The organism is Burkholderia sp. BCC1638 (assembly GCF_902833195.1).
GTDB lineage: Bacteria > Pseudomonadota > Gammaproteobacteria > Burkholderiales > Burkholderiaceae > Burkholderia > Burkholderia diffusa.
On sequence record NZ_CADFEC010000052.1, the window covers coordinates 1 to 19,059 of the forward strand.

20 protein-coding genes and 1 pseudogene are annotated in these 19,059 nt (G+C 64.9%); 8 read left to right on the forward strand and 13 right to left on the reverse strand.

The genetic code is table 11. The features are described 5' to 3' along the window. Positions 1-158, forward strand: a pseudogene (locus tag HWX22_RS30455) (3-hydroxybutyrate dehydrogenase); the annotation flags it as partial. A gap of 141 nt (positions 159-299) precedes the next feature. Here HWX22_RS30455 and HWX22_RS30460 read toward each other — a convergent pair. Next, the gene (locus HWX22_RS30460) at positions 300-1,499 is read right to left on the reverse strand and encodes an amino acid aminotransferase (protein ID WP_059685426.1); all 1,200 of its coding nucleotides are present in this window, start codon (positions 1,497-1,499) and stop codon (positions 300-302) included. 250 nt (positions 1,500-1,749) lie between these two features. Here HWX22_RS30460 and uvrB point away from each other — a divergent pair, with 250 nt between their 5' ends. The 5 genes from uvrB (at position 1,750) to HWX22_RS30485 (ending at position 7,294) form a co-directional block, all read left to right on the forward strand. Beyond that, positions 1,750-3,840 (forward strand): excinuclease ABC subunit UvrB, encoded by a 2,091-nt coding sequence (uvrB, locus tag HWX22_RS30465; RefSeq protein WP_059535554.1) that lies wholly within the window; start codon positions 1,750-1,752, stop codon positions 3,838-3,840. A gap of 219 nt (positions 3,841-4,059) precedes the next feature. Then, positions 4,060-4,611: an iron transporter gene (locus tag HWX22_RS30470; RefSeq protein ID WP_175916946.1), complete on the forward strand. Its 552-nt coding sequence runs from the start codon at positions 4,060-4,062 to the stop codon at positions 4,609-4,611. Positions 4,612-4,666: 55 nt separating this feature from the next. Further along, a complete protein-coding gene (locus HWX22_RS30475; protein WP_006760846.1) occupies positions 4,667-4,999 on the forward strand; it encodes a cupredoxin domain-containing protein in 333 nt (110 codons plus the stop codon). A gap of 58 nt (positions 5,000-5,057) precedes the next feature. Further along, positions 5,058-5,900 (forward strand): FTR1 family protein, encoded by an 843-nt coding sequence (locus tag HWX22_RS30480; protein WP_175912494.1) that lies wholly within the window; start codon positions 5,058-5,060, stop codon positions 5,898-5,900. Continuing rightward, entirely contained in the window at positions 5,897-7,294 is a 1,398-nt protein-coding gene (locus HWX22_RS30485) for a 4Fe-4S binding protein (RefSeq protein WP_175912495.1), read from the forward strand. Before HWX22_RS30480 ends, HWX22_RS30485 begins: the two co-directional genes overlap by 4 nt. Before the next feature lie 321 nt (positions 7,295-7,615). On the opposite strand, the gene HWX22_RS30490 is transcribed toward HWX22_RS30485, so the two are convergent. The 3 genes from HWX22_RS30490 to HWX22_RS30500 all read right to left on the reverse strand — a co-directional run bounded on the left by HWX22_RS30490 (position 7,616) and on the right by HWX22_RS30500 (position 9,454). Further along, positions 7,616-7,861: a hemin uptake protein HemP gene (locus tag HWX22_RS30490; RefSeq protein WP_059820944.1), complete on the reverse strand. Its 246-nt coding sequence runs from the start codon at positions 7,859-7,861 to the stop codon at positions 7,616-7,618. 138 nt (positions 7,862-7,999) lie between these two features. Continuing rightward, entirely contained in the window at positions 8,000-8,482 is a 483-nt protein-coding gene (locus HWX22_RS30495; RefSeq protein WP_059535558.1) for an SRPBCC family protein, read from the reverse strand. A 99-nt stretch (positions 8,483-8,581) separates the two neighbouring features. After that, positions 8,582-9,454 (reverse strand): pirin family protein, encoded by an 873-nt coding sequence (locus tag HWX22_RS30500; protein WP_175912497.1) that lies wholly within the window; start codon positions 9,452-9,454, stop codon positions 8,582-8,584. A 122-nt stretch (positions 9,455-9,576) separates the two neighbouring features. Between HWX22_RS30500 and HWX22_RS30505 the strand changes: the two genes are divergently transcribed. Then, positions 9,577-10,554, forward strand: coding sequence for a LysR family transcriptional regulator (locus tag HWX22_RS30505; protein ID WP_059690423.1), 978 nt, complete (start codon positions 9,577-9,579; stop codon positions 10,552-10,554). A 393-nt stretch (positions 10,555-10,947) separates the two neighbouring features. Here HWX22_RS30505 and HWX22_RS30510 read toward each other — a convergent pair whose 3' ends face one another. The 9 genes from HWX22_RS30510 to HWX22_RS30550 all read right to left on the reverse strand — a co-directional run bounded on the left by HWX22_RS30510 (position 10,948) and on the right by HWX22_RS30550 (position 18,256). Beyond that, the gene (locus HWX22_RS30510) at positions 10,948-11,376 is read right to left on the reverse strand and encodes a biopolymer transporter ExbD (protein WP_006754473.1); all 429 of its coding nucleotides are present in this window, start codon (positions 11,374-11,376) and stop codon (positions 10,948-10,950) included. A 13-nt stretch (positions 11,377-11,389) separates the two neighbouring features. Further along, positions 11,390-12,121, reverse strand: coding sequence for a MotA/TolQ/ExbB proton channel family protein (locus HWX22_RS30515; RefSeq protein ID WP_175916947.1), 732 nt, complete (start codon positions 12,119-12,121; stop codon positions 11,390-11,392). Between the two features lie 34 nt (positions 12,122-12,155). After that, entirely contained in the window at positions 12,156-12,887 is a 732-nt protein-coding gene (locus HWX22_RS30520) for an energy transducer TonB (RefSeq protein ID WP_059820941.1), read from the reverse strand. Between the two features lie 217 nt (positions 12,888-13,104). Next, complete coding sequence (locus HWX22_RS30525) at positions 13,105-13,341, reverse strand: (2Fe-2S)-binding protein (protein ID WP_011885486.1); 237 nt, start codon at positions 13,339-13,341, stop codon at positions 13,105-13,107. A 149-nt stretch (positions 13,342-13,490) separates the two neighbouring features. Beyond that, complete coding sequence (murI, locus tag HWX22_RS30530) at positions 13,491-14,354, reverse strand: glutamate racemase (RefSeq protein WP_175916948.1); 864 nt, start codon at positions 14,352-14,354, stop codon at positions 13,491-13,493. 37 nt (positions 14,355-14,391) lie between these two features. Continuing rightward, on the reverse strand, positions 14,392-14,868 hold the full coding sequence (gene bfr / locus HWX22_RS30535; RefSeq protein WP_059535536.1) for a bacterioferritin: 477 nt from the start codon (positions 14,866-14,868) through the stop codon (positions 14,392-14,394). A gap of 193 nt (positions 14,869-15,061) precedes the next feature. Then, positions 15,062-16,585, reverse strand: coding sequence for a fumarate hydratase (locus tag HWX22_RS30540; RefSeq protein ID WP_006478316.1), 1,524 nt, complete (start codon positions 16,583-16,585; stop codon positions 15,062-15,064). A gap of 34 nt (positions 16,586-16,619) precedes the next feature. Next, entirely contained in the window at positions 16,620-17,225 is a 606-nt protein-coding gene (locus tag HWX22_RS30545; protein ID WP_059820936.1) for a TIGR00645 family protein, read from the reverse strand. 113 nt (positions 17,226-17,338) lie between these two features. Beyond that, positions 17,339-18,256: a DMT family transporter gene (locus tag HWX22_RS30550; protein WP_059702726.1), complete on the reverse strand. Its 918-nt coding sequence runs from the start codon at positions 18,254-18,256 to the stop codon at positions 17,339-17,341. Positions 18,257-18,571: 315 nt separating this feature from the next. Between HWX22_RS30550 and HWX22_RS30555 the strand changes: the two genes are divergently transcribed. Further along, positions 18,572-19,059 (forward strand): acetyl-coenzyme A synthetase N-terminal domain-containing protein (locus HWX22_RS30555; RefSeq protein ID WP_175916949.1); only part of this gene is annotated, 488 nt, incomplete at its 3' end.

Sequence of the window (19,059 nt, forward strand, 5' to 3'; positions counted from 1 at the left end):
AGGAAGTGGTGAAGAAGGTGATGCTCGGCAACACGGTCGACGGCGTGTTCACGACGGTGCAGGACGTCGCGCAGACGGTGCTGTTCCTGTCGGCGTTCCCGAGCGCCGCGCTCACGGGCCAGTCGGTCGTCGTCAGCCACGGCTGGTTCATGCAGTAACGGTAACGGCCTTCGGTACGGGCGGCCGCGCCGCTCGTGCTGCAGGGAGCATTCGCCGGCAGTGAAGCGGCATAAAAAAACGCGCTCCAAGGAGCGCGTTTTTTGTTTCGGCAGGGCGGGCCGCTGCCCGCCGACGCGGGCTTACTTCAGGACCGCCGCGACCGCATTGGCGACCGCATCGAGGTTGCGCGTGTTCAGCGCCGCAACGCAGATCCGGCCGGTGCCGACCGCGTAGATGCCGAACTCTTCGCGCAGGCGATCGACTTGCGCCGAGGTCAGGCCCGAATACGAGAACATCCCGCGCTGCGCGTTGATGAAGCTGAAGTCGCGATCGACGCCGCTCGCCTTCAGGCGCTCGACGAGGCCGTTGCGCATCGCGCGGATGCGATCGCGCATTTCGCCGAGTTCCTGCACCCACGACGCGTGCAGTTCCGGCGACGCGAGCACGGCCGCGACGACGGCGCCGCCATGGGTCGGCGGGTTCGAGTAGTTCGTGCGGATCACGCGCTTCAGTTGCGACAGCACGCGCGTCGCTTCTTCCTTGCTCGACGTGATGATCGACAGCGCGCCGACGCGTTCGCCGTACAGCGAGAACGACTTCGAGAACGACGACGACACGAACGCATTCAGGTCGGCAGCGGCAAACAGACGCACCGCGGCCGCATCGGCCTCGATGTTCTCGCCGAAGCCCTGGTAGGCCATGTCGAGGAACGGCACGAGGTTGCGCGCCTTGACGACGTCGACGACCTGCTGCCATTGCGCTTCGGTCAGGTCCACGCCGGTCGGGTTGTGGCAGCACGCGTGCAGCACGACGATCGTGCCGGCCGCATAGCCGTTCAGCGCCGACAGCATGCCTTCGAAGTTCACGCCGTTGGTGGCGGCGTCGTAGTACGGGTATGCGACGACTTCGAAGCCGGCCGCTTCGAACAGTGCGCGGTGGTTTTCCCAGCTCGGATCGCTGATCGCGACCTTCGCGTTCGGGTTCACGGTGCGCAGGAAATCGGCGCCGATCTTCAGTGCGCCCGTGCCGCCCAGTGCCTGCGCCGTGACGACGCGGCCCGCGGCGATCAGCGGCGAATCGTTGCCGAGCAGCAGCTTCTGCACCGCTGCGTCGTACGCGGCGATCCCGTCGATCGGCAGGTAGCCGCGCGGCAGGCCGGCGTCGACACGCGCCTTTTCTGCTTCGCGAACGGCGCGCAGCAGCGGAATCTTGCCTTCTTCGTTCGTGTACACACCGACGCCGAGGTTGACCTTGGTCGGACGCGTATCGGCGTTGAAGGCTTCGTTCAGGCCCAGGATCGGGTCGCGGGGAGCAAGCTGGACAGCGGAGAAGAGCGACATGATGATTCGGCAGTAGTGAAAAGAGGGTCAGGCTTTCAGCCGGCGGGGCGGGCGCAGCAGACCGCGCGCCAACGGGCACGGCGCCGGAAAGCGCAGCAGCGTGACATTGTAGCGAATTCACGCTGCCGAAGGCGGCGATCGAACGGCGAATTGCGATTTCGGGCGGTTGCTGCGCGTCAGGAGCCGTCAGCGGTTCGCAACGCCGCGAAGCGCTAGAATAGTTTTTTTGCCCTCGCTCCGGCCGCACTCCATGTCCGAACATCACGCCGAAGTCGGCGACGCGCTCGACGAATCGAAATTCGTGACCTTCGAAGGGTCGCCGTTCCAGTTGTACCAACCGTATCCGCCCGCAGGCGACCAGCCGACCGCGATCGAAACGCTCGTCGAAGGTGTCGGCGACGGCCTCGCATTCCAGACGCTGCTCGGCGTCACCGGTTCGGGCAAGACCTTCACGATGGCCAACACGATCGCGCGGCTCGGCCGCCCGGCAATCGTGTTCGCGCCGAACAAGACGCTCGCGGCGCAGCTCTACTCGGAATTCCGCGAGTTCTTCCCGCGCAACGCGGTCGAGTATTTCGTGTCGTACTACGACTATTACCAGCCGGAAGCGTACGTGCCGCAGCGCGACCTGTTCATCGAGAAGGATTCGTCGATCAACGAGCACATCGAGCAGATGCGGCTGTCGGCGACGAAGAGCCTGATGGAGCGCCGCGACGTGGTGATCGTCGCGACGGTGTCGGCGATCTACGGTATCGGCAACCCGTCCGAATATCACCAGATGATTCTGACGCTGCGCACCGGCGACAAGCTCGGCCAGCGCGACGTGATCGCGCGGTTGATCGCGATGCAGTACTCGCGCAACGAACAGGACTTCCAGCGCGGCACGTTCCGCGTGCGCGGCGACACGATCGACATCTTCCCGGCCGAGCACGCGGAGTTGGCCGTGCGCGTCGAGCTGTTCGACGACGAAGTCGAGACGCTGCAGCTGTTCGACCCGCTGACCGGGCGCGTGCGCCAGAAGATCCCGCGCTTCACCGTGTATCCGTCGTCGCACTACGTGACGCCGCGCGACACCGTGATGCGGGCGGTCGAGACGATCAAGGACGAATTGCGCGAGCGCCTTGAGTTCTTCCACCGCGACGGCAAGCTCGTCGAGGCGCAGCGCCTCGAGCAGCGCACGCGCTTCGACCTCGAGATGCTGCAGGAGCTCGGCTTCTGCAAGGGCATCGAGAACTACTCGCGGCACTTCTCGGGCGCCGCGCCCGGCGAGCCGCCGCCGACGCTCGTCGACTACCTGCCGCCCGACGCGCTGATGCTGCTCGACGAATCTCACGTGCTGATCGGCCAGCTGAACGGCATGTACAACGGCGACCGCGCGCGCAAGGAAAACCTCGTCAACTATGGCTTCCGGCTGCCGTCGGCGCTGGACAACCGGCCGCTCAAGTTCCCTGAGTTCGAACGCAAGATGCGCCAGGTGGTGTTCGTGTCGGCGACGCCGGCCGACTACGAGCAGCGCGTGACGGGGCAGGTCGCCGAGCAGGTGGTGCGGCCGACCGGGCTCGTCGATCCGGAAATCGAAGTGCGCCCGGCAAGCTCGCAGGTCGACGACGTGCTGACCGAAATCAACGCGCGCGTGAACGCCGGCGAACGCGTGCTGATCACCGTGCTGACGAAGCGGATGGCCGAGCAGCTCACCGAGTTCCTGGCCGACCACGGCGTCAAGGTCCGCTACCTGCACAGCGACATCGACACGGTGGAGCGGGTCGAGATCATCCGCGACCTGCGGCTCGGCACGTTCGACGTGCTGGTCGGGATCAACCTGCTGCGCGAAGGCCTCGACATTCCGGAGGTGTCGCTCGTCGCGATTCTCGACGCGGACAAGGAAGGCTTCCTGCGCGCCGAGCGCTCGCTGATCCAGACGATCGGCCGCGCGGCGCGCAACGTGAACGGCAAGGCGATCCTCTATGCCGACAACATGACCGAGTCGATGAAGCGCGCGATCGGCGAGACCGAGCGGCGCCGCGCGAAGCAGATCGCGCACAACGAGAAGATGGGCATCACGCCGCGCGGCGTCGTGAAACGCATCAAGGACATCATCGACGGCGTGTACAACGCCGACGACGCGCGCGCCGAGCTGAAGGAAGCACAGCAACGCGCGAAGTTCGAGGACATGTCGGAAAAGCAGATCGCGAAAGAGATCAAGCGTCTCGAGAAGCAGATGGCCGACTACGCGAAGAACCTCGAGTTCGAAAAAGCCGCGGCCACGCGCGACCAGCTTGCGTTGCTGCGTGAGCGGGTGTTCGGCGCGAACGTGGGTGACCACGTCAACGGCGTCCGGTAAATCTTTCCAAACGTCACTGAAATCTTCCGGTAACACCGTTGTAAGCCTTGTCGGATCAGGGGTTTACACGGTGTCTCGTTTGTTCCGAAGCCGGTTCGGTGCTAAACTCCGCAAGTATTGAGAATAGTTCGCATTAACGTTATTCGTTGCGTTAGTGTTTCCAGCACGCGGTTCTGATGGACGGCGCGCAAGTCACCAGACAAATAACAAGGAGTGTCCATGTTGGGTTCTTCGTTCATCCGCACGTCGGTTGCGGTAGCGGCGGCGCTTGCCGCGATGTCGGCTTCGGCGGCCGAATATCCGATCGGCAAGCAGCAGATCCAGAGCGGCATGGAAATCGGCGCGGTGTACCTGCAGCCGATCACGATGGATCCGGAAGGAATGATGCGCAAGGCGTCGGATTCCGATATCCACCTTGAGGCGGACATCCACGCGGTCAAGAACAACCCGACGGGTTTCGCGGAAGGCGACTGGATGCCGTACCTGCAGGTCACGTACAAGCTGATGAAGCAGGGCGACACGAAGTGGAAGGCCGAAGGCGACCTGATGGGCATGGTCGCGAGCGACGGCCCGCACTATGGCGACAACGTGAAGCTGGCCGGCCCGGGCAAGTATCACCTGACGATGACCGTCAAGCCGCCGATGCAGTCGGGCCACATGGCGTTCGGCCGTCACGTCGACAAGGAAACGGGCGTGGGCGCATGGTTCAAGCCCATCACCCTCGAATACGACTTCCCGTTCGCCGGCATCGGCAAGAAGGGCGGGTACTGATTGGTGGCATCACGGACGGCGCGCTTCGGCGCGCCGTCGGCGCAGAGAACCCAGAATGAAATTTCCCCAGAAAATCGTCGCCGCAGCCGCCGCGCTGTGGCTCGCCGGCGCGGCGCATGCCGCCGATCTGCCGACGTTCAAGCTCGAAATGACGGACGGCAAGCTGAACCCCGCCCGCATCGAAGTGCCGGCCGGCCAGCGCTTCAAGATCGAGATCAGGAATACCGGCAAGGGCGCCGCCGAATTCGAGAGCGTGCAGTTGCGCAAGGAGAAGGTGCTCGCGCCGGGCGCCGATTCGTTCGTGGTCGTCGCCCCGCTGTCGCCGGGCGAATACAAGTTTTTCGACGATTTCCACCAGCAGGCGCAGGGCGTGATCGTCGCGAAGTAATGCGTTTTATCTGCGTGCGGGCGTACGAGTGTCTTGCCCCGCGCGTCAGGAGGATTCAATGGGTCAGATCTTGTTCATCGTCTGGCGGGAGAGCGTCGAAGCGCTGCTCGTCGTCGGCATCCTCTATGCATGGCTGAAGAACGGCGACGACGACGCGCGCCGCGGCCTGCCGTTTCTGTGGACGGGCGTGGCAGTCGGTCTGCTGATGGCGATCGGTCTCGGTGCCGCGCTCGTCGGCTTCACCGAAGTGCTGTCCGGCGACGCGCAGGACTATTTCCAGACGGCGATGGTGCTGATCGCGTGCGTGCTGATCGTGCAGATGGTGCTGTGGATGCGCCGGCACGGCCGCACGCTGAAACGTGACATGGAGCAGTCGCTGCAGCAGAGCACACGCGATTCGAACTGGTGGGGCGTCGCCGTGCTGGTCGCGCTCGCGATCGCTCGCGAAGGCAGCGAGACGGTGATCTTCCTGTACGGCCTCGGTTTCGGTCAGTCGGGGCACGTGGACGCCAGCCAGATGCTCGCGGTCGTCATCGGCCTGGGCCTTGCGTTCCTCACGTTCTATCTGCTGCAGCTCGGCGGCAAGTACTTCTCGTGGCGGCATTTCTTCCGCGTCACCGAAGTGATGCTGCTGTTCCTCGGTGCAGGCCTGTTCCAGACCGGTGTCGACAAGCTGATCGACAAGGAAATCCTGCCGCTCGGCATTTCGCAGGTGTGGGATACGTCGTCGATTCTCGACGACTCCGGCACGTTCGGTTCGCTCGTCGCGACGCTGACGGGCTACCGCGCGCACCCGGCGCTGACCAACCTGATCGCCTATGCGGTGTACTGGGCGGTGGTCTGGCTGCTGATGAAGCGCGCGAGCCGTCGTCCGGTCGTCCCTGCAGGTCGCGCGGCATGAGTGTTGTGGCCGCAGCCAAGCCGGGCTGGCTCGCGCAGGCCGGTCAGTGGATGCAGCGCCACGGCGCGGTGATCCGCGGCATCCAGTGGGTCGTCGTCGCCGTCTACGCGTTCCTGATCATCGTGCCCGCGGTATTGCCGCTGCCGGACGATTCCGCGCATCTGTGGAGCAATCTCACGCTGATCGCGCAGTTCGTGTTCTGGGGCATCTGGTGGCCGTTCGTGCTGCTGTCGATGGTGATGCTCGGCCGCGTCTGGTGCGGCGTGCTGTGCCCGGAAGGCGCGCTGACCGAATATGCGAGCAAGTTCGGCCGCGGCGGCGCGATTCCGCGCTGGATGCGGTGGGGCGGTTGGCCGTTCGTCGCATTCGGGCTCACGACGATCTACGGCCAGATGGTGAGCGTGTACGAGTACCCGCTCGCCGTGCTGTTCGTGCTCGGCGGCTCGACCGTCGGCGCGATCGTGATCGGCGTGCTGTACGGCCGCGAGAAGCGCGTGTGGTGCAAGTACCTGTGCCCGGTCAACGGTGTGTTCGGGCTGCTCGCGCGGCTCGCGCCGATGCGCTACAAGGTCGATGAGGATGCCTGGCGTCGCTCGTACAAGAACGGCGAGCACGGGCATCGCGTGATTCCGATCAATTGCGCGCCGCTCGTGCCGTTGCGCAACATGAAGGGCGCCGCCGCATGCCATATGTGCGGCCGTTGCAGCGGGCACCGCGACGCAATCGCGCTGTCGTGGCGCTCGCCGTCCGACGAGGTCGTGAGCCTCGGCGCGCAGCAGGCGAATCCGTGGGACACGGCGCTGATCCTGTACGGTCTGCTCGGCGTCGCGATCGGTGCGTTCCACTGGACCGTCAGCCCGTGGTTCGTGCAGATCAAGCAATGGCTCGCGGGCTGGCTCATCGATCGCGACATCACGTGGCCGCTCGAGACGAATGCACCGTGGTTCCTGCTCACGCACTATCCGGATCGCAACGACGTGTTCTCGTGGCTCGACGGCGGGCTGATCGTCAGCTACATCGTCGGCACGGGGCTTGTGTATGGCACTGCGCTGCTCGTGTTGCTGGCCGGCGCGACGCTGATGCTCGGCCGTTTCGACCGCGTGCGTCTCCATCATCTCGCACAGGCGCTGATCCCGATCGCGGGAGCCGGCGTATTCCTCGGGCTATCGGCGACGACGCTGTCGCTGCTGCGGGCCGAGCACGTGCCGCTCGGCTGGGCGACCGACGTTCGCATCGCGATTCTGGTCGGCGCGAACGCATGGAGTGCCTGGCTCGCATGGAAGGTGACGGGGCGCTATGCGGCATGGCCGCGTCGACTGGCGGCATTCGCGTGGTTCGCGGCAGGCCTGGCCGTGGTCGACAGCGCATGGTGGTTGATGTTCTGGGGTTTCTGACGCGGTCTTGACGGCCTGGTGGCCAGGCTCCGGAGCAGCAGGCGAGCGTATTTCGCTGTCGGGCTCCGGAACCCGCCGAAGCTGAAGTGCTGACAGCCGCGATGTCTTTCTCTTTGCATCCAGACGCACTAACAAAAAAGCGACACGTCGAAGGACGTGTCGCTTTTTTCTTCCTTGTGCGAGAACCAAAAAAGTGGCTTGGCTTGCTGCAACGGCTGCTTGAGTGTGTTTGCACGAAGGGGTCTAGATCTCGCGTGCAAGCCGTTACGCTGGCTACTGCCCAACACCTCTCAGGGAGGTGGTCCCCACAATACTCTGTCGTTACTTCGTCAGGATCAGCTTGCCGAGCCGCGTGGCACGCAACTGATACGTCTCTCCGTTATGCGCGATGCTGATGTGGCTGTGGCCTTGCAGCAGCGCATCGCTGCTGAGGGTCCGGGTGCCGGCATCGCGGCTGCCGGCAGGTTTCGCCGGCGTCGTGACCGCTGCCGTCTTCTGACGGTTGGCGCTTGCGGTGCCGGTCGTGCGGCGCAAGCTCAGCGTGGTCGGGCGCGTGGTGTCGGTCATTCGGTTGATCGGTGACTGTCGATACGATGGAATGAATTCTAAATGATAACTATTCCCATTTACAAAAACTCTTTATCGATCGGTATGGCAAATTCGATAGCTTGAATCAAAGGGGCGGCCCGCAGGCCGCCGCCGACGTCAATGGAGCGGATCGGGGTCCTTGCGTCCCTGTGCGTATTCGCGGATCAGGCGCACCGTGTCGATGTCCGACGTGCGATACGCTTCCTTGACGATGCCGTGCGTCTGGCGTGCTTCCTCGCTGTCGTCCGTCACGGTTAGCGTCGTGTGGTACTCGAAGCGCAGGAACAACTCGTGGTCGTCGCGTTCCTCGATCGTCATCGTCAGCGAGCCGCCGATTTCGCCGCCGGCCGCATGGATGTCGTAGCGCACTTGCTGGTTCGGGGTGAACGTCACGCGGTCGCGCACGGTTGCATGCCCGTAGTGCAGCTCGCGTTCGAGCGTGGTGTCCGTCCGTTCATGGACAACACAGCTGTCGAGGCCGATCACGAACAGCTGCGGCTGTTCGGCGCGCAGCACGAGGCCTTCCCAGAGCTGGTCGCGGGTGAGGGACGGCACGGCCGGATCGTCGGAGTTGATCTGGATCAGATGTTCGAAGTTCAAGGGGACGGGTTCCTTCTGGTGGCGGGCGGCCACATGGTTCAAGAAGTTATTGTGACGCAAAACGCGCGGTTTCGCGGTCCCTGCGGCCCCGTTCGGACGTCATGCGTCGATGCAGCCCATGCGGCCGGTCTGGTAGTCGACGACGGCCTGCCGGATCTCTTCCTCGGTATTCATCACGAACGGGCCATAGCGGACGATCGGCTCGTTGAGCGGCACGCCGCCGATCAGCAGCAACTCGAGCGGCGTATCGCCGGCTTCGAACGTCACCGCGTCGCCATCGTCACCGTAGACGATCATCTGCCGTGCGTCGACTTGCTGCCTGTCGGGCCCGTAGCGGCCGGCTCCGTCGAGCGGATAAGCGAACACGCGAAAACCTGCCGGCACCGGCTGCGTGACCGTTGCGCCCGGTTGCAGCGTGAAATGCTGGTAGAGGATCGGCGTGCGTGTCTCGATCGCCGCGCGTACCCCGAACGCTTCGCCGGCGATCACGCGGACCTGCGCCCGGCCGTCGGGCGACGTCGCGGTCGGGATGCGGGCGGCCGGGATCTCCTGGTAGCGCGGTGCGATCAGCTTGTCGCGCCGCGGCAGGTTGACCCACAGCTGAAAGCCGTGCGAGCGTCCGCCAGCCTGCGCGAACGCGGGATCCGGCATTTCGCTGTGCACGACGCCCGCGCCGGCCGTCATCCACTGCACGTCGCCGGGGCCGAGCGTGCCGGCATGGCCGGCCGAGTCGCGATGACGAAAGCGCCCGTCGAGCACATAGGTGACGGTCTCGAAGCCGCGATGCGGATGGTCGGGCGCACCCTTGGCTTCGCCAGGGGCATAGTCGACGGGGCCCATTTCGTCGAGCAGCAGGAACGGATCGAAATCCATCAGCAGCCGGGTCGGGAACGGGCGGTGAACCACGAAGCCGCCGCCTTCGGTCGTGCGAAGCGCGGGGTACGTGCGGTCAAGCGAGCGAGCAGTCGTCATGCAGAAGCCCTCGGCATCATCGGAATAGCGTCATTTTTGAAACATAGCGCTATTATATTGGGCGTTTTACGGTCCGATTTGCGGCGGTTCGCAATGGATTGTTCTGAAATTGGAACGATGACATGAACATCGATGCACACAACCTGAACGACCTCATGTACTTTTCGCAGGTCGTCGAACACGGCGGTTTCTCGGCTGCGGAACGCGTGCTCGGTATCTCGAAATCGCGCCTGTCGCGGCGCCTGACCGAACTCGAGGCGGCGCTCGGCGTGCGCCTGCTGCAGCGCTCGACGCGCAAGCTCGCGCTGACCGAGGCGGGGGAGCTGTTCTACCAGCATTGCCAGGCGATGCTCGCCGAAGCCCAGGCCGCGATGAACGCCGTGCAGCAGCTGCGCGCGTCGCCGCGCGGCTCGGTGCGCGTGAGCGTCCCGGTGACGTTGTCGCAGACGATGCTGTCGCGCATCCTCCCCGAATTCCTCCACCGCTATCCCGAGGTGAAGGTGCACATTCGTGTGACGAATCGCGTGATCGACTTGTTCGAGGATTCGGTCGACGTTGCGTTGCGCGTGCGCTCGGAGCCGCCGCAGAACGCGAACATCGTCGTGCGGCCGCTGTGGCGGACCGAGCAGATGCTGGTCGGCGCGCCGAGCCTGCTGAACCAGAATGCGCCGCCGCTCGTGCCGGACGATCTGGCGCACTTCGAGACGCTCGATACGCCGAGCGTCGACGGACGGCACGTGTTCAACCTGATCGCGCCGGACGGCACGCGGCACTTGCACGAGCACGATCCGCGGCTCGTGACGGCCGATCTGATGACGATCCGCGAGGCCGTGCTCGACGGCCTCGGCATCGCGGCGCTGCCCGAGATGATGTACGGCAATGCGTTGCGTGCGGGGCAGTTGTCGCCGGTGATGCCCGGCTGGACGCTGCCGGTGCCGCAACTCTACGCGGTGTTCGTGTCGCGGCAGGGCATGCCGCCCGCGGTGCGCGCGTTCGTCGATTATCTGGTCGAGAAGCTCGACCACGGCGAATACAAGCAACCGGGGTGCCCTGAGCGCGCGAAGCAGGACGCGGCGGCGGCCGATGCTTCGGCCACCTGAATGCAAGATGCGCGTCGTGGCAAATTTGTTTTGTCATTGAAGCGCCGCCGGCAATCGCAAGTTTCAATCGCCGGGACCTTGAATGCATACGCGGGCAGGCCTATATTGAAATCCCATTTCGCGAAGGAAGTTCTGAGCGGAATCAGGTGGCCGCATATGTTGCGAGCCAGATAGGGCAGAACGCGCAGTCCGTGCAGACCACGGTAGCCGCATTTGCGTTGCTCGAGGCGCAACCGATACCGCCGAAGAGCCCGCCGCCCGAAGGCGCCCGCGTGCGCATGAAAAAAGGCCTTCATCTGGCGATGAAGGCCTTTTACTTTGTGCGCGGCCGGCGAGGTGCGGCCGGCGAAGTGCGACCGGCTAGGCGCGCCCGGCGAGACAAACGCGCGTGCGTTACTTCGCCTTCGCAGTCGGCTCCGTCACGAAGCCGAGCTTCGTCAGGCCGCCAGCCTGCGCATCGGACATCACTTCGGCCACACGCTCATACGCAACCTTGCGGTCGGCACGCAGGTGCAACTCCGGTTGCGGCTGATGCTGTGCCGCTTCCGCGATGTGCGCCTGCAACTGCTCGCGCGTGACCGTCTGGTCGTTCCACAGGATCGTGCCGTTGCCCTGGATCGCGACGTCGACCGTCTGCGGCTTTTCGTCCACGGGCTGGCTGCTCGCGTGCGGCAGGTCGATCTTCACCGCGTGCTGCATCGCCGGGATCGTCACGAGGAAAATGATCAGGAGTACGAGCATGACGTCGACGAGCGGCGTCATGTTGATCTCGCTCATCACGCCATCGTCGTCGTCATCGCTGAAGCCGGTGTTCATTGCCATGGTTCACCCCGTCTCAGCTGGCGCGCGAAGCAAGGCGCAGGCCGTCGCGGGCCGACGACGACGCGAGGCGCGCGCCCGTCACGAAGTATGCGTGCAGGCCGTGCGCGAAGCGGCGCAGCTTGCTGACGACACCCTTGTTCGCACGGGTCAGTGCGTTGTAGCCGAGCACGGCGGGAATCGCGACGAACAGGCCGAAGGCCGTCATGATCAGCGACTCGCCGACCGGGCCCGCGACCTGGTCGATCGACGTCTGGCCGGTTGCGCCGATCGCGAGCAGCGCGTGGTAGATGCCCCAGACCGTGCCGAACAGGCCGACGAACGGCGCCGTGCTGCCGATCGACGCGAGGATCGCGAGACCGGCCTGCATGCGCGAGATGCCTTCGTCCATCGTGTCCTTCAGGCAGCGCGTGACCCAGTCCGACACGTCCATGCGGTCGTGCAGGTGCGGTTGCGTCTGATGGTGGTGATCGGCGGCTTCCTTGCCCGACAGCGCGAGCGCGAGGAACGGGTTGTCGCTCGGCGTCGATGCGGCGAGTCCGAGCTTCTTGATGCCGTCGTCGAAATCGTCCGAATGCCAGAACGCCTGCTCGGCATTCTTCGTGAGACGGTTCAGGCGAACCACGTTCCAGCCCTTGACGACGATCACGATCCAGGACAGGACCGACATCACGAGCAGCGTGATCGCGATGGCGCGCGTGACGAAATCACCTTGCGCCCAGACGTGCGCGATACCGTAGCTTTGCATTTTTGTTTCCTTTGAATCTTTCGAATGAGGCGGGTTAATCGTCGAGCGTGAAGTTGAAGGGCAGCGTATGGGCGGCGCGGATCGCTTGCCCGTTCTCGAGGTATGGCGGGCACGTGCTGGCGCGTGTCGCATCCAGCGCTGCCTCGTCGAGGCGCGGGTAGCCGCTGCTCTTTTGCAACTCGACACTTTCGATCTTGCCCGTCAAGCCGATGACGAAGTGAACATAGGCCGTGCCCGTTTCGCCGCGGCGACGCGACATCGACGGATAGGTGGGCTTCACGAAACTGCACTTGAGCGCCGATACGTTCTTCGGCGCGCTGACTTGCATCGTCTCACGGGCCGGACCGGGCGTGGCCGCCGGCGCGGCGGGTGCGGCGGCGGGTGTGGTGGGCGCGGGTGACGGATCGGCTGCGGGGGCGGGCGTCGGAGACGGCGATTGTGCGACCGGCTGAGGCGTCGGCTTGACTGCTTTCTGTACCGGTTTCGGTTCGACTTTCGGCTTGACGCGCGGCGTGGGCTTCGGTGGCGCGGGTTGCGCAACCGATTCGACCGCAACCGGCTGAGCGGCCGGCGCAGGCGGGATCAACTGCGCGGTGATCGACTGGACTTCGACCGTCTTCGGCGGCGGCGCGTTGCGATGGAGCCACGCGGCCGTCAGCATGATCGCATGTGCGGCAAGCACACCGACCGCGACGGTGATGACCCGGGGATTCATACGTGGGGCAGCCGGCAGGACGCCGGCAGGAGCGGATTGCGAAGCCTGCATGTTAGCTTGAAAGAACGACGTCGCACCCGGGGCGCGGCGGGTGAATCGGTATTACTTGCGGAAGATCAGCAGCGAGATGCACACGGTGGTCACAAATCCGATCAGCAATTCCATGACAGGCTCCTTGGCAGGTAAGCCGCTGGCTCGCGCGGAAGGTGGCTTGCTGACGGTCGGACATCAAATGCGGCCGCAGCCGCACGGGTATGCTCGGCGCCGCTCAGGCGGCCTTGCGGTCGTAGAACGTCACCGGAATCGGATGAGCGTGATGCTCGACGCCGCACCGGCTCGCGCAAACGCCTTGCTCGGCCATGAGGTCGCGGACGGACTCCTCGCACTTGCCGCAGCACGTGGCCACGCCGAGTTCGAACTGGAGTTCATCGAAAGAACTCACGCCCTCGGCGAGGGACGCGCGAATCTTGCGGTCGGAAACAGACTTGCACACGCAGACGATCATGATGAGTTGCGATAGCTAACGTTAATGCGAATTATTATCATTAAATTTGCGGACGTTGACAAGCCTGGTTCGGCTTTTTTTAAGGTCATCGGACCCTTGAAACGGGAGGCGGAGCGGGAGAGGGCGAACCGGCGGCGTGCCGGCCCGCGTCAGACGGTCGTGCAGGCGCGTGCGTTCGGCGAGGAAATGGTGACGGATTCGACCGGTGCGTCGATGCCGAGCAGCGACGACGCGAGGGCGCGCAGTTGCAGGCCGTCGCTCGTCGAACAGAAGCGTGGCGGCGCGGCACGCGTGCCGGCCGGCGCGCGCAGGCCGCGTTCGTCGAGCACCCGCGCGAGTTGCCGGGCGATGGCATCGCTCGTATCGACGATCGTCAGCCGGTCGCCGACAAGGTCACGGATCGTTTCCGTGAAGAACGGGTAGTGCGTGCAGCCGAGCACCAGCGTATCGGCGCCGTCGTCGAGCATCGGCTGCAGGTAGCGCGCGAGCAACGCGCGCAACGCGGGTGAGTTCGTGTCGCCGCGTTCGATCGCTTCGACGAGCCCGTGGCCGGGCTGGCAGATGAAGCGCCGGCCGGCGCCGTAGCGGTCGAGCAGTGCCTGGAAGCGCGGGCTGTTCAGCGTCGATTGCGTGGCGAGCACGCCCGCGACGCCGGTCGCGGACAGCGCGGCGGCCGGCTTGATGCCCGGCTCGACGCCGACGAGCGGTATCGACAGGCGCTCGCGGATGGCCGCGATCGCGCGCGCCGTTGCGGTGTTGCACGCGATCACGAGCGCTTTCGCGCCTTCGCGGGCGAGCCACTCGCCGATGGCCAGCGTGCGCTCCGTAATGAATGCCTCGTCGCGTGGACCATACGGTGCATGGTGCGAATCGGCGACATAGACGAACGACTCGCCGGGCAGGTGCGCGCGCGCGGCACGCAGCACCGACAGGCCGCCGAGCCCCGAATCGAAGATGCCGACGGGGGCGGCGGGGCGGACCGCGGAAGCGGCTGGCGGGTTCGTCGTCGTCATGCGGAAGGCGAGGTGGCGATCGTGGCGGGCGTGGCGATTACTCGGGCGAACCCATCATCGTCTGCTGGTAGTTCTGCAGGCCGACCTTGCCGATCAGGTCGATCTGCGTTTCCAGCCAGTCGATGTGCTCTTCGGTGTCGTCGAGGATCTTTTCGAAGATCTCGCGCGACACGTAGTCACGCACCGATTCGCAGTAAGCGATCGCTTCCTTGCACGTGGACTGCGAGATCTGCTCGAGCTTCAGGTCGCACTTCAGGATCTCTTCGGTTTCCTCGCCGATCAGCAGCTTGTGCAGGTCCTGCAGGTTCGGCAGGCCGTCGAGCATGAACACGCGCTCGATCAGCCAGTCGGCATGCTTCATTTCGCCGATCGATTCGTCGTATTCGTGCTTGCCGAGCTTTTCGAGGCCCCAGTGCTTGTACATGCGCGCATGCAGGAAGTATTGGTTGATCGCCGTGAGTTCGTTCTTCAGTTGGGCGTTCAGGTATTCGATGACTTTCTTGTCGCCTTGCATGGCTGTTCCTTGTTCAGTGGGGCTTCAGAAACCGAACGATAATCGCTCGAACGAGAAAAGCCAAGCCTCGAAGCCTTGTCGGGCCTGCCTTTTGCGTGTAATGAGAATCGGCCCCGGATAGCGGGCCGCGCGCGATAACGAGAATGAGAAGTAAAAAGGCCGGACATCCGTCCGGCCTTTCGTGCGAGCGCGCTTAAGCGGTTGCGACCGGGATCTTGCCGATCTTCGCCTGCCACTCCTTCGGACCGGTCTGGTGCACCGACGTGCCCGACGAATCGACCGCCACCGTCACCGGCATGTCCTGCACGTCGAACTCGTAGATCGCTTCCATGCCGAGGTCTTCGAATGCGAGCACCTTCGCGCCGCGGATCGCCTTCGACACGAGGTACGCCGCACCCCCGACCGCCATCAGATACGCCGCCTTGTGCTTCTTGATCGCGTCGATCGCGACCGGGCCACGTTCGGCCTTGCCGACCATCGAGATCAGACCCGTCTGGGCGAGCATCGTTTCGGTGAACTTGTCCATCCGCGTGGCCGTCGTCGGGCCTGCCGGGCCGACCACTTCGTCACGTACCGGATCGACCGGGCCGACGTAGTAGATCACGCGGTTCGTGAAGTCGACCGGCAGCTTCTCGCCCTTCGCGAGCATGTCGGCGATGCGCTTGTGCGCGGCGTCGCGGCCCGTGAGCATCTTGCCCGACAGCAGCAGCGTCTGGCCCGGCGTCCAGCTCGCGACTTCTTCCGGCGTCAGCGTGTTCAGGTCGACGCGCTTGCTCGTTTCCGTGTTCGGTTCCCACTGGACCTTCGGCCACGCGTCGAGCGACGGCGCCTCGAGCTTCGCGGGGCCCGAGCCGTCGAGCACGAAGTGCGCGTGGCGCGTGGCCGCGCAGTTCGGGATCAGTGCGACCGGCTTCGACGCCGCGTGCGTCGGTGCGGCCATGATCTTCACGTCGAGCACGGTCGCGAGGCCGCCGAGGCCCTGCGCGCCGATGCCGAGCGCGTTGACCTTCTCGTGCAGCTCGACGCGCAGTTCCTCGACCCAGTCCTTCGGGCCGCGCGCGATGATTTCCTGGATGTCGATCGGCTCCATCAGCGATTCCTTCGCCATCAGCATCGCCTTTTCGGCGGTGCCGCCGATGCCGATCCCGAGCATGCCCGGCGGGCACCAGCCCGCGCCCATCGTCGGGACCGTCTTCAGCACCCAGTCGACGATCGAGTCGGACGGGTTCAGCATCACGAACTTCGACTTGTTCTCCGAGCCGCCGCCCTTCGCCGCGACTTGCACGTCGACCTTGTCGCCCGGCACGATCTCGTAGTGGATCACGGCCGGCGTGTTGTCCTTCGTGTTCTTGCGGGCGCCTTCCGGCGGATTGACGATCGATGCGCGCAGCACGTTGTCCGGGTGCGTGTAACCGCGGCGCACGCCTTCGTTGATCATGTCGGTGAGACCCATCGTCGCGCCGTCCCAGCGCACGTCCATGCCGACCTTCACGAAGATCGTGACGATGCCGGTGTCCTGGCAGATCGGGCGCTTGCCTTCCGCGCACATGCGGCTGTTCGTGAGGATCTGCGCGATCGCGTCCTTCGCGGCCGGGCTCTCTTCCAGCTCGTACGCGCGGCCGAGGGCCTGGATGTAGTCGAGCGGGTGGTAGTAGCTGATGTACTGCAGCGAATCCGCGATGCTCTGGATCAGGTCTTCCTGTTTGATGACGGTCATGGCTGAGACTCTGTGAGGACTGAGGGGAATACGTTTATGCGTTGGCGGCGGCTTCGACCGATTTGCGGGACACGGCCGGGGCGGGCACATGCGTCTCGTGGAAATGGGCCGGGTGCGTGTGGGTCGTCAGGCGGTCGACCCACGCCATCACGAGCGCCGACACGAGGAACGACACGTGGATGATCACCTGCCACATGATCGCGTGCGTCGTGTGCTGGTCGGGGTTGATGAAGGTCTTCAGCAGGTGGATCGACGAAATGCTGATCAGCGCCATCGACAGCTTGACCTTCAGGACGCCCGCGTTCACGTGGTCGAGCCACTCGGGCTCGTCGGGATGGCCCTCGATGCCAAGACGCGACACGAACGTCTCGTAGCCGCCGACGATCACCATGATCAGCAGGTTCGAGATCATCACGACGTCGATCAGGCCGAGCACTGCAAGCATCACGCTGATCTCGTCCAGGCTCGTCGCGTGCGACAGCAGGTGCCAGACTTCCTTCAGGAACAGGAACACATAGACGGCCTGCGCGACGATCAGGCCCAGATAAAGCGGAACCTGGAGCCAGCGGCTCATGAAGATCAGCGCGGGCAGCGGGCGCAGGGGACGACGGGTGGAGCCGGGCGAATGCGGGGCAGACATGGTGGAGGGTCGGGCGCTGGGCGCAGGTATCGGGGGTAATCTTGAAAAGGCGCGCTATTGTAACGCGTCGGCCGGCGCGACTGCAGCGACGCGCCGGGGCTGCCGGGGACGGATCAGGACGCGGCGGCCGGCACGCGCTTCACGCGCAGGCTCGCGAGCACGATGCCGCTGACGACGCATGCGAGCGCGATGCCGTGCGCAAGCGTCGGGCGTTCGCCGAGGAACGCGATGCCGTACGCGGCGGCCGCGACCGGAAGCACCGCGCTGAACACGCCGGCGAGGCTGCCCGGCACGTGCCGGATACCTTTCATCCACAGCCAGAACGAGAAGATGCTGGCCGACAGCCCGTACCAGACGACGAGCGCCCACGTACCGGCCGGCACGCTCGCGTAATCGAAATGCCACAACGCCGTCGCGCCGAGCGGCAGCATCAGGCACAGGCCGAACAGATGCGTGTATGCGCAGATGTCGATCGGCGCGAGTGTCTGCGTGAGCCGGCGCGACAGGATCACGTAGATCGATTCGCAGCACACGGCGCCGAGGATCAGCAGGTTGCCGGTCAGCGAGCCGGCCGAGGTGCCGCCGGCGCCGTGCGCGGACGCGCTGCCTGCGCTGCCGTTGGCGAGGTTGATCGTCACGACGCCGGCGATCGCGAGCGCGATCGACACGAGCGCACGGCCGTTCGGTTTTTCACGCAGGATCAGCCACGCGAACAGCGCGACGATCGCCGGGATGGTGCTCGTGATCACGCCGGCCGCGACCGCGCTCGTGCGCTGCACGCCATTGAGCATCAGCAGCGTAAACATGAAGGTGCCGAAGAACGCCTGCAGGAACAGGTTCAGCCATTCCGCGCGCCGGACGGCACGCATCTTCACCGGGCTGAACAGCGGCCACAGCACGGCGATCGCGATCACGAAGCGCAGCGTGGCGAGGATGGCGACCGGGACGAAGACGACGATGGATTTGCCGATACCGACGTTGCTGCCGACAAACAGCATCGACAGGATGAGGAAGAGGGCGTAGCGATTCAAGCTGGAATCCGGGAGGCGAGTTCAGTTAGGATTGTAGGGTCGCGGTTGTAACAGCGTAAAGCAGACCGCAAGGCGCCGCCGCGCGGCGTGCGGAACGGCGGTGTCGCGTAAGTGACGGGTAAGTTCGAGCGCTTATCGTGGATATCGCCAGGCCGTACATCCACCGTCTTGTGACGTGGTGCGGCGCAGCATCGCGCGCAGCCTTCGGGCCGCGCGCGGGTGAGTGGGAGACAGCGGCGCGCAAGCGCCGGCCAAGACGCGGCGCGCACGATCGCGCCGCCATGCAGAGGATTCATGTTCACCAAGGGGTAGTCGATGTCTGCGATTGAATCGGTTCTTCACGAAACCCGTCAGTTTGCGCCGCCCGAGGCGCTCGAGAAGGCGGCGACCATTTCCGGCATGCCGGCCTACCGCGCGCTGGCCGCCGAAGCCGAGCAGGATTACGAAGGCTTCTGGGCGCGTCTCGCGCGCGAAGGCCTTAGCTGGCACAAGCCGTTCACCAAGGTGCTCGACGAGAGCAATGCGCCGTTCTACAAGTGGTTCGACGACGGCGAACTCAACGCGTCGTACAACTGCCTCGACCGTCACGTCGAAGCCGGCAACGGTCAACGCGTCGCGGTGATCTTCGAAGCCGACGACGGCACCGTCACGCGTGTCACCTATGCCGACCTGCTCGCGCGCGTGTCGCGCTTCGCGAATGCGCTGAAGAAACGCGGAATCGGCAAGGGCGATCGCGTCGTCATCTACATTCCGATGTCGATCGAAGGCATCGTCGCGATGCAGGCCTGCGCGCGCATCGGCGC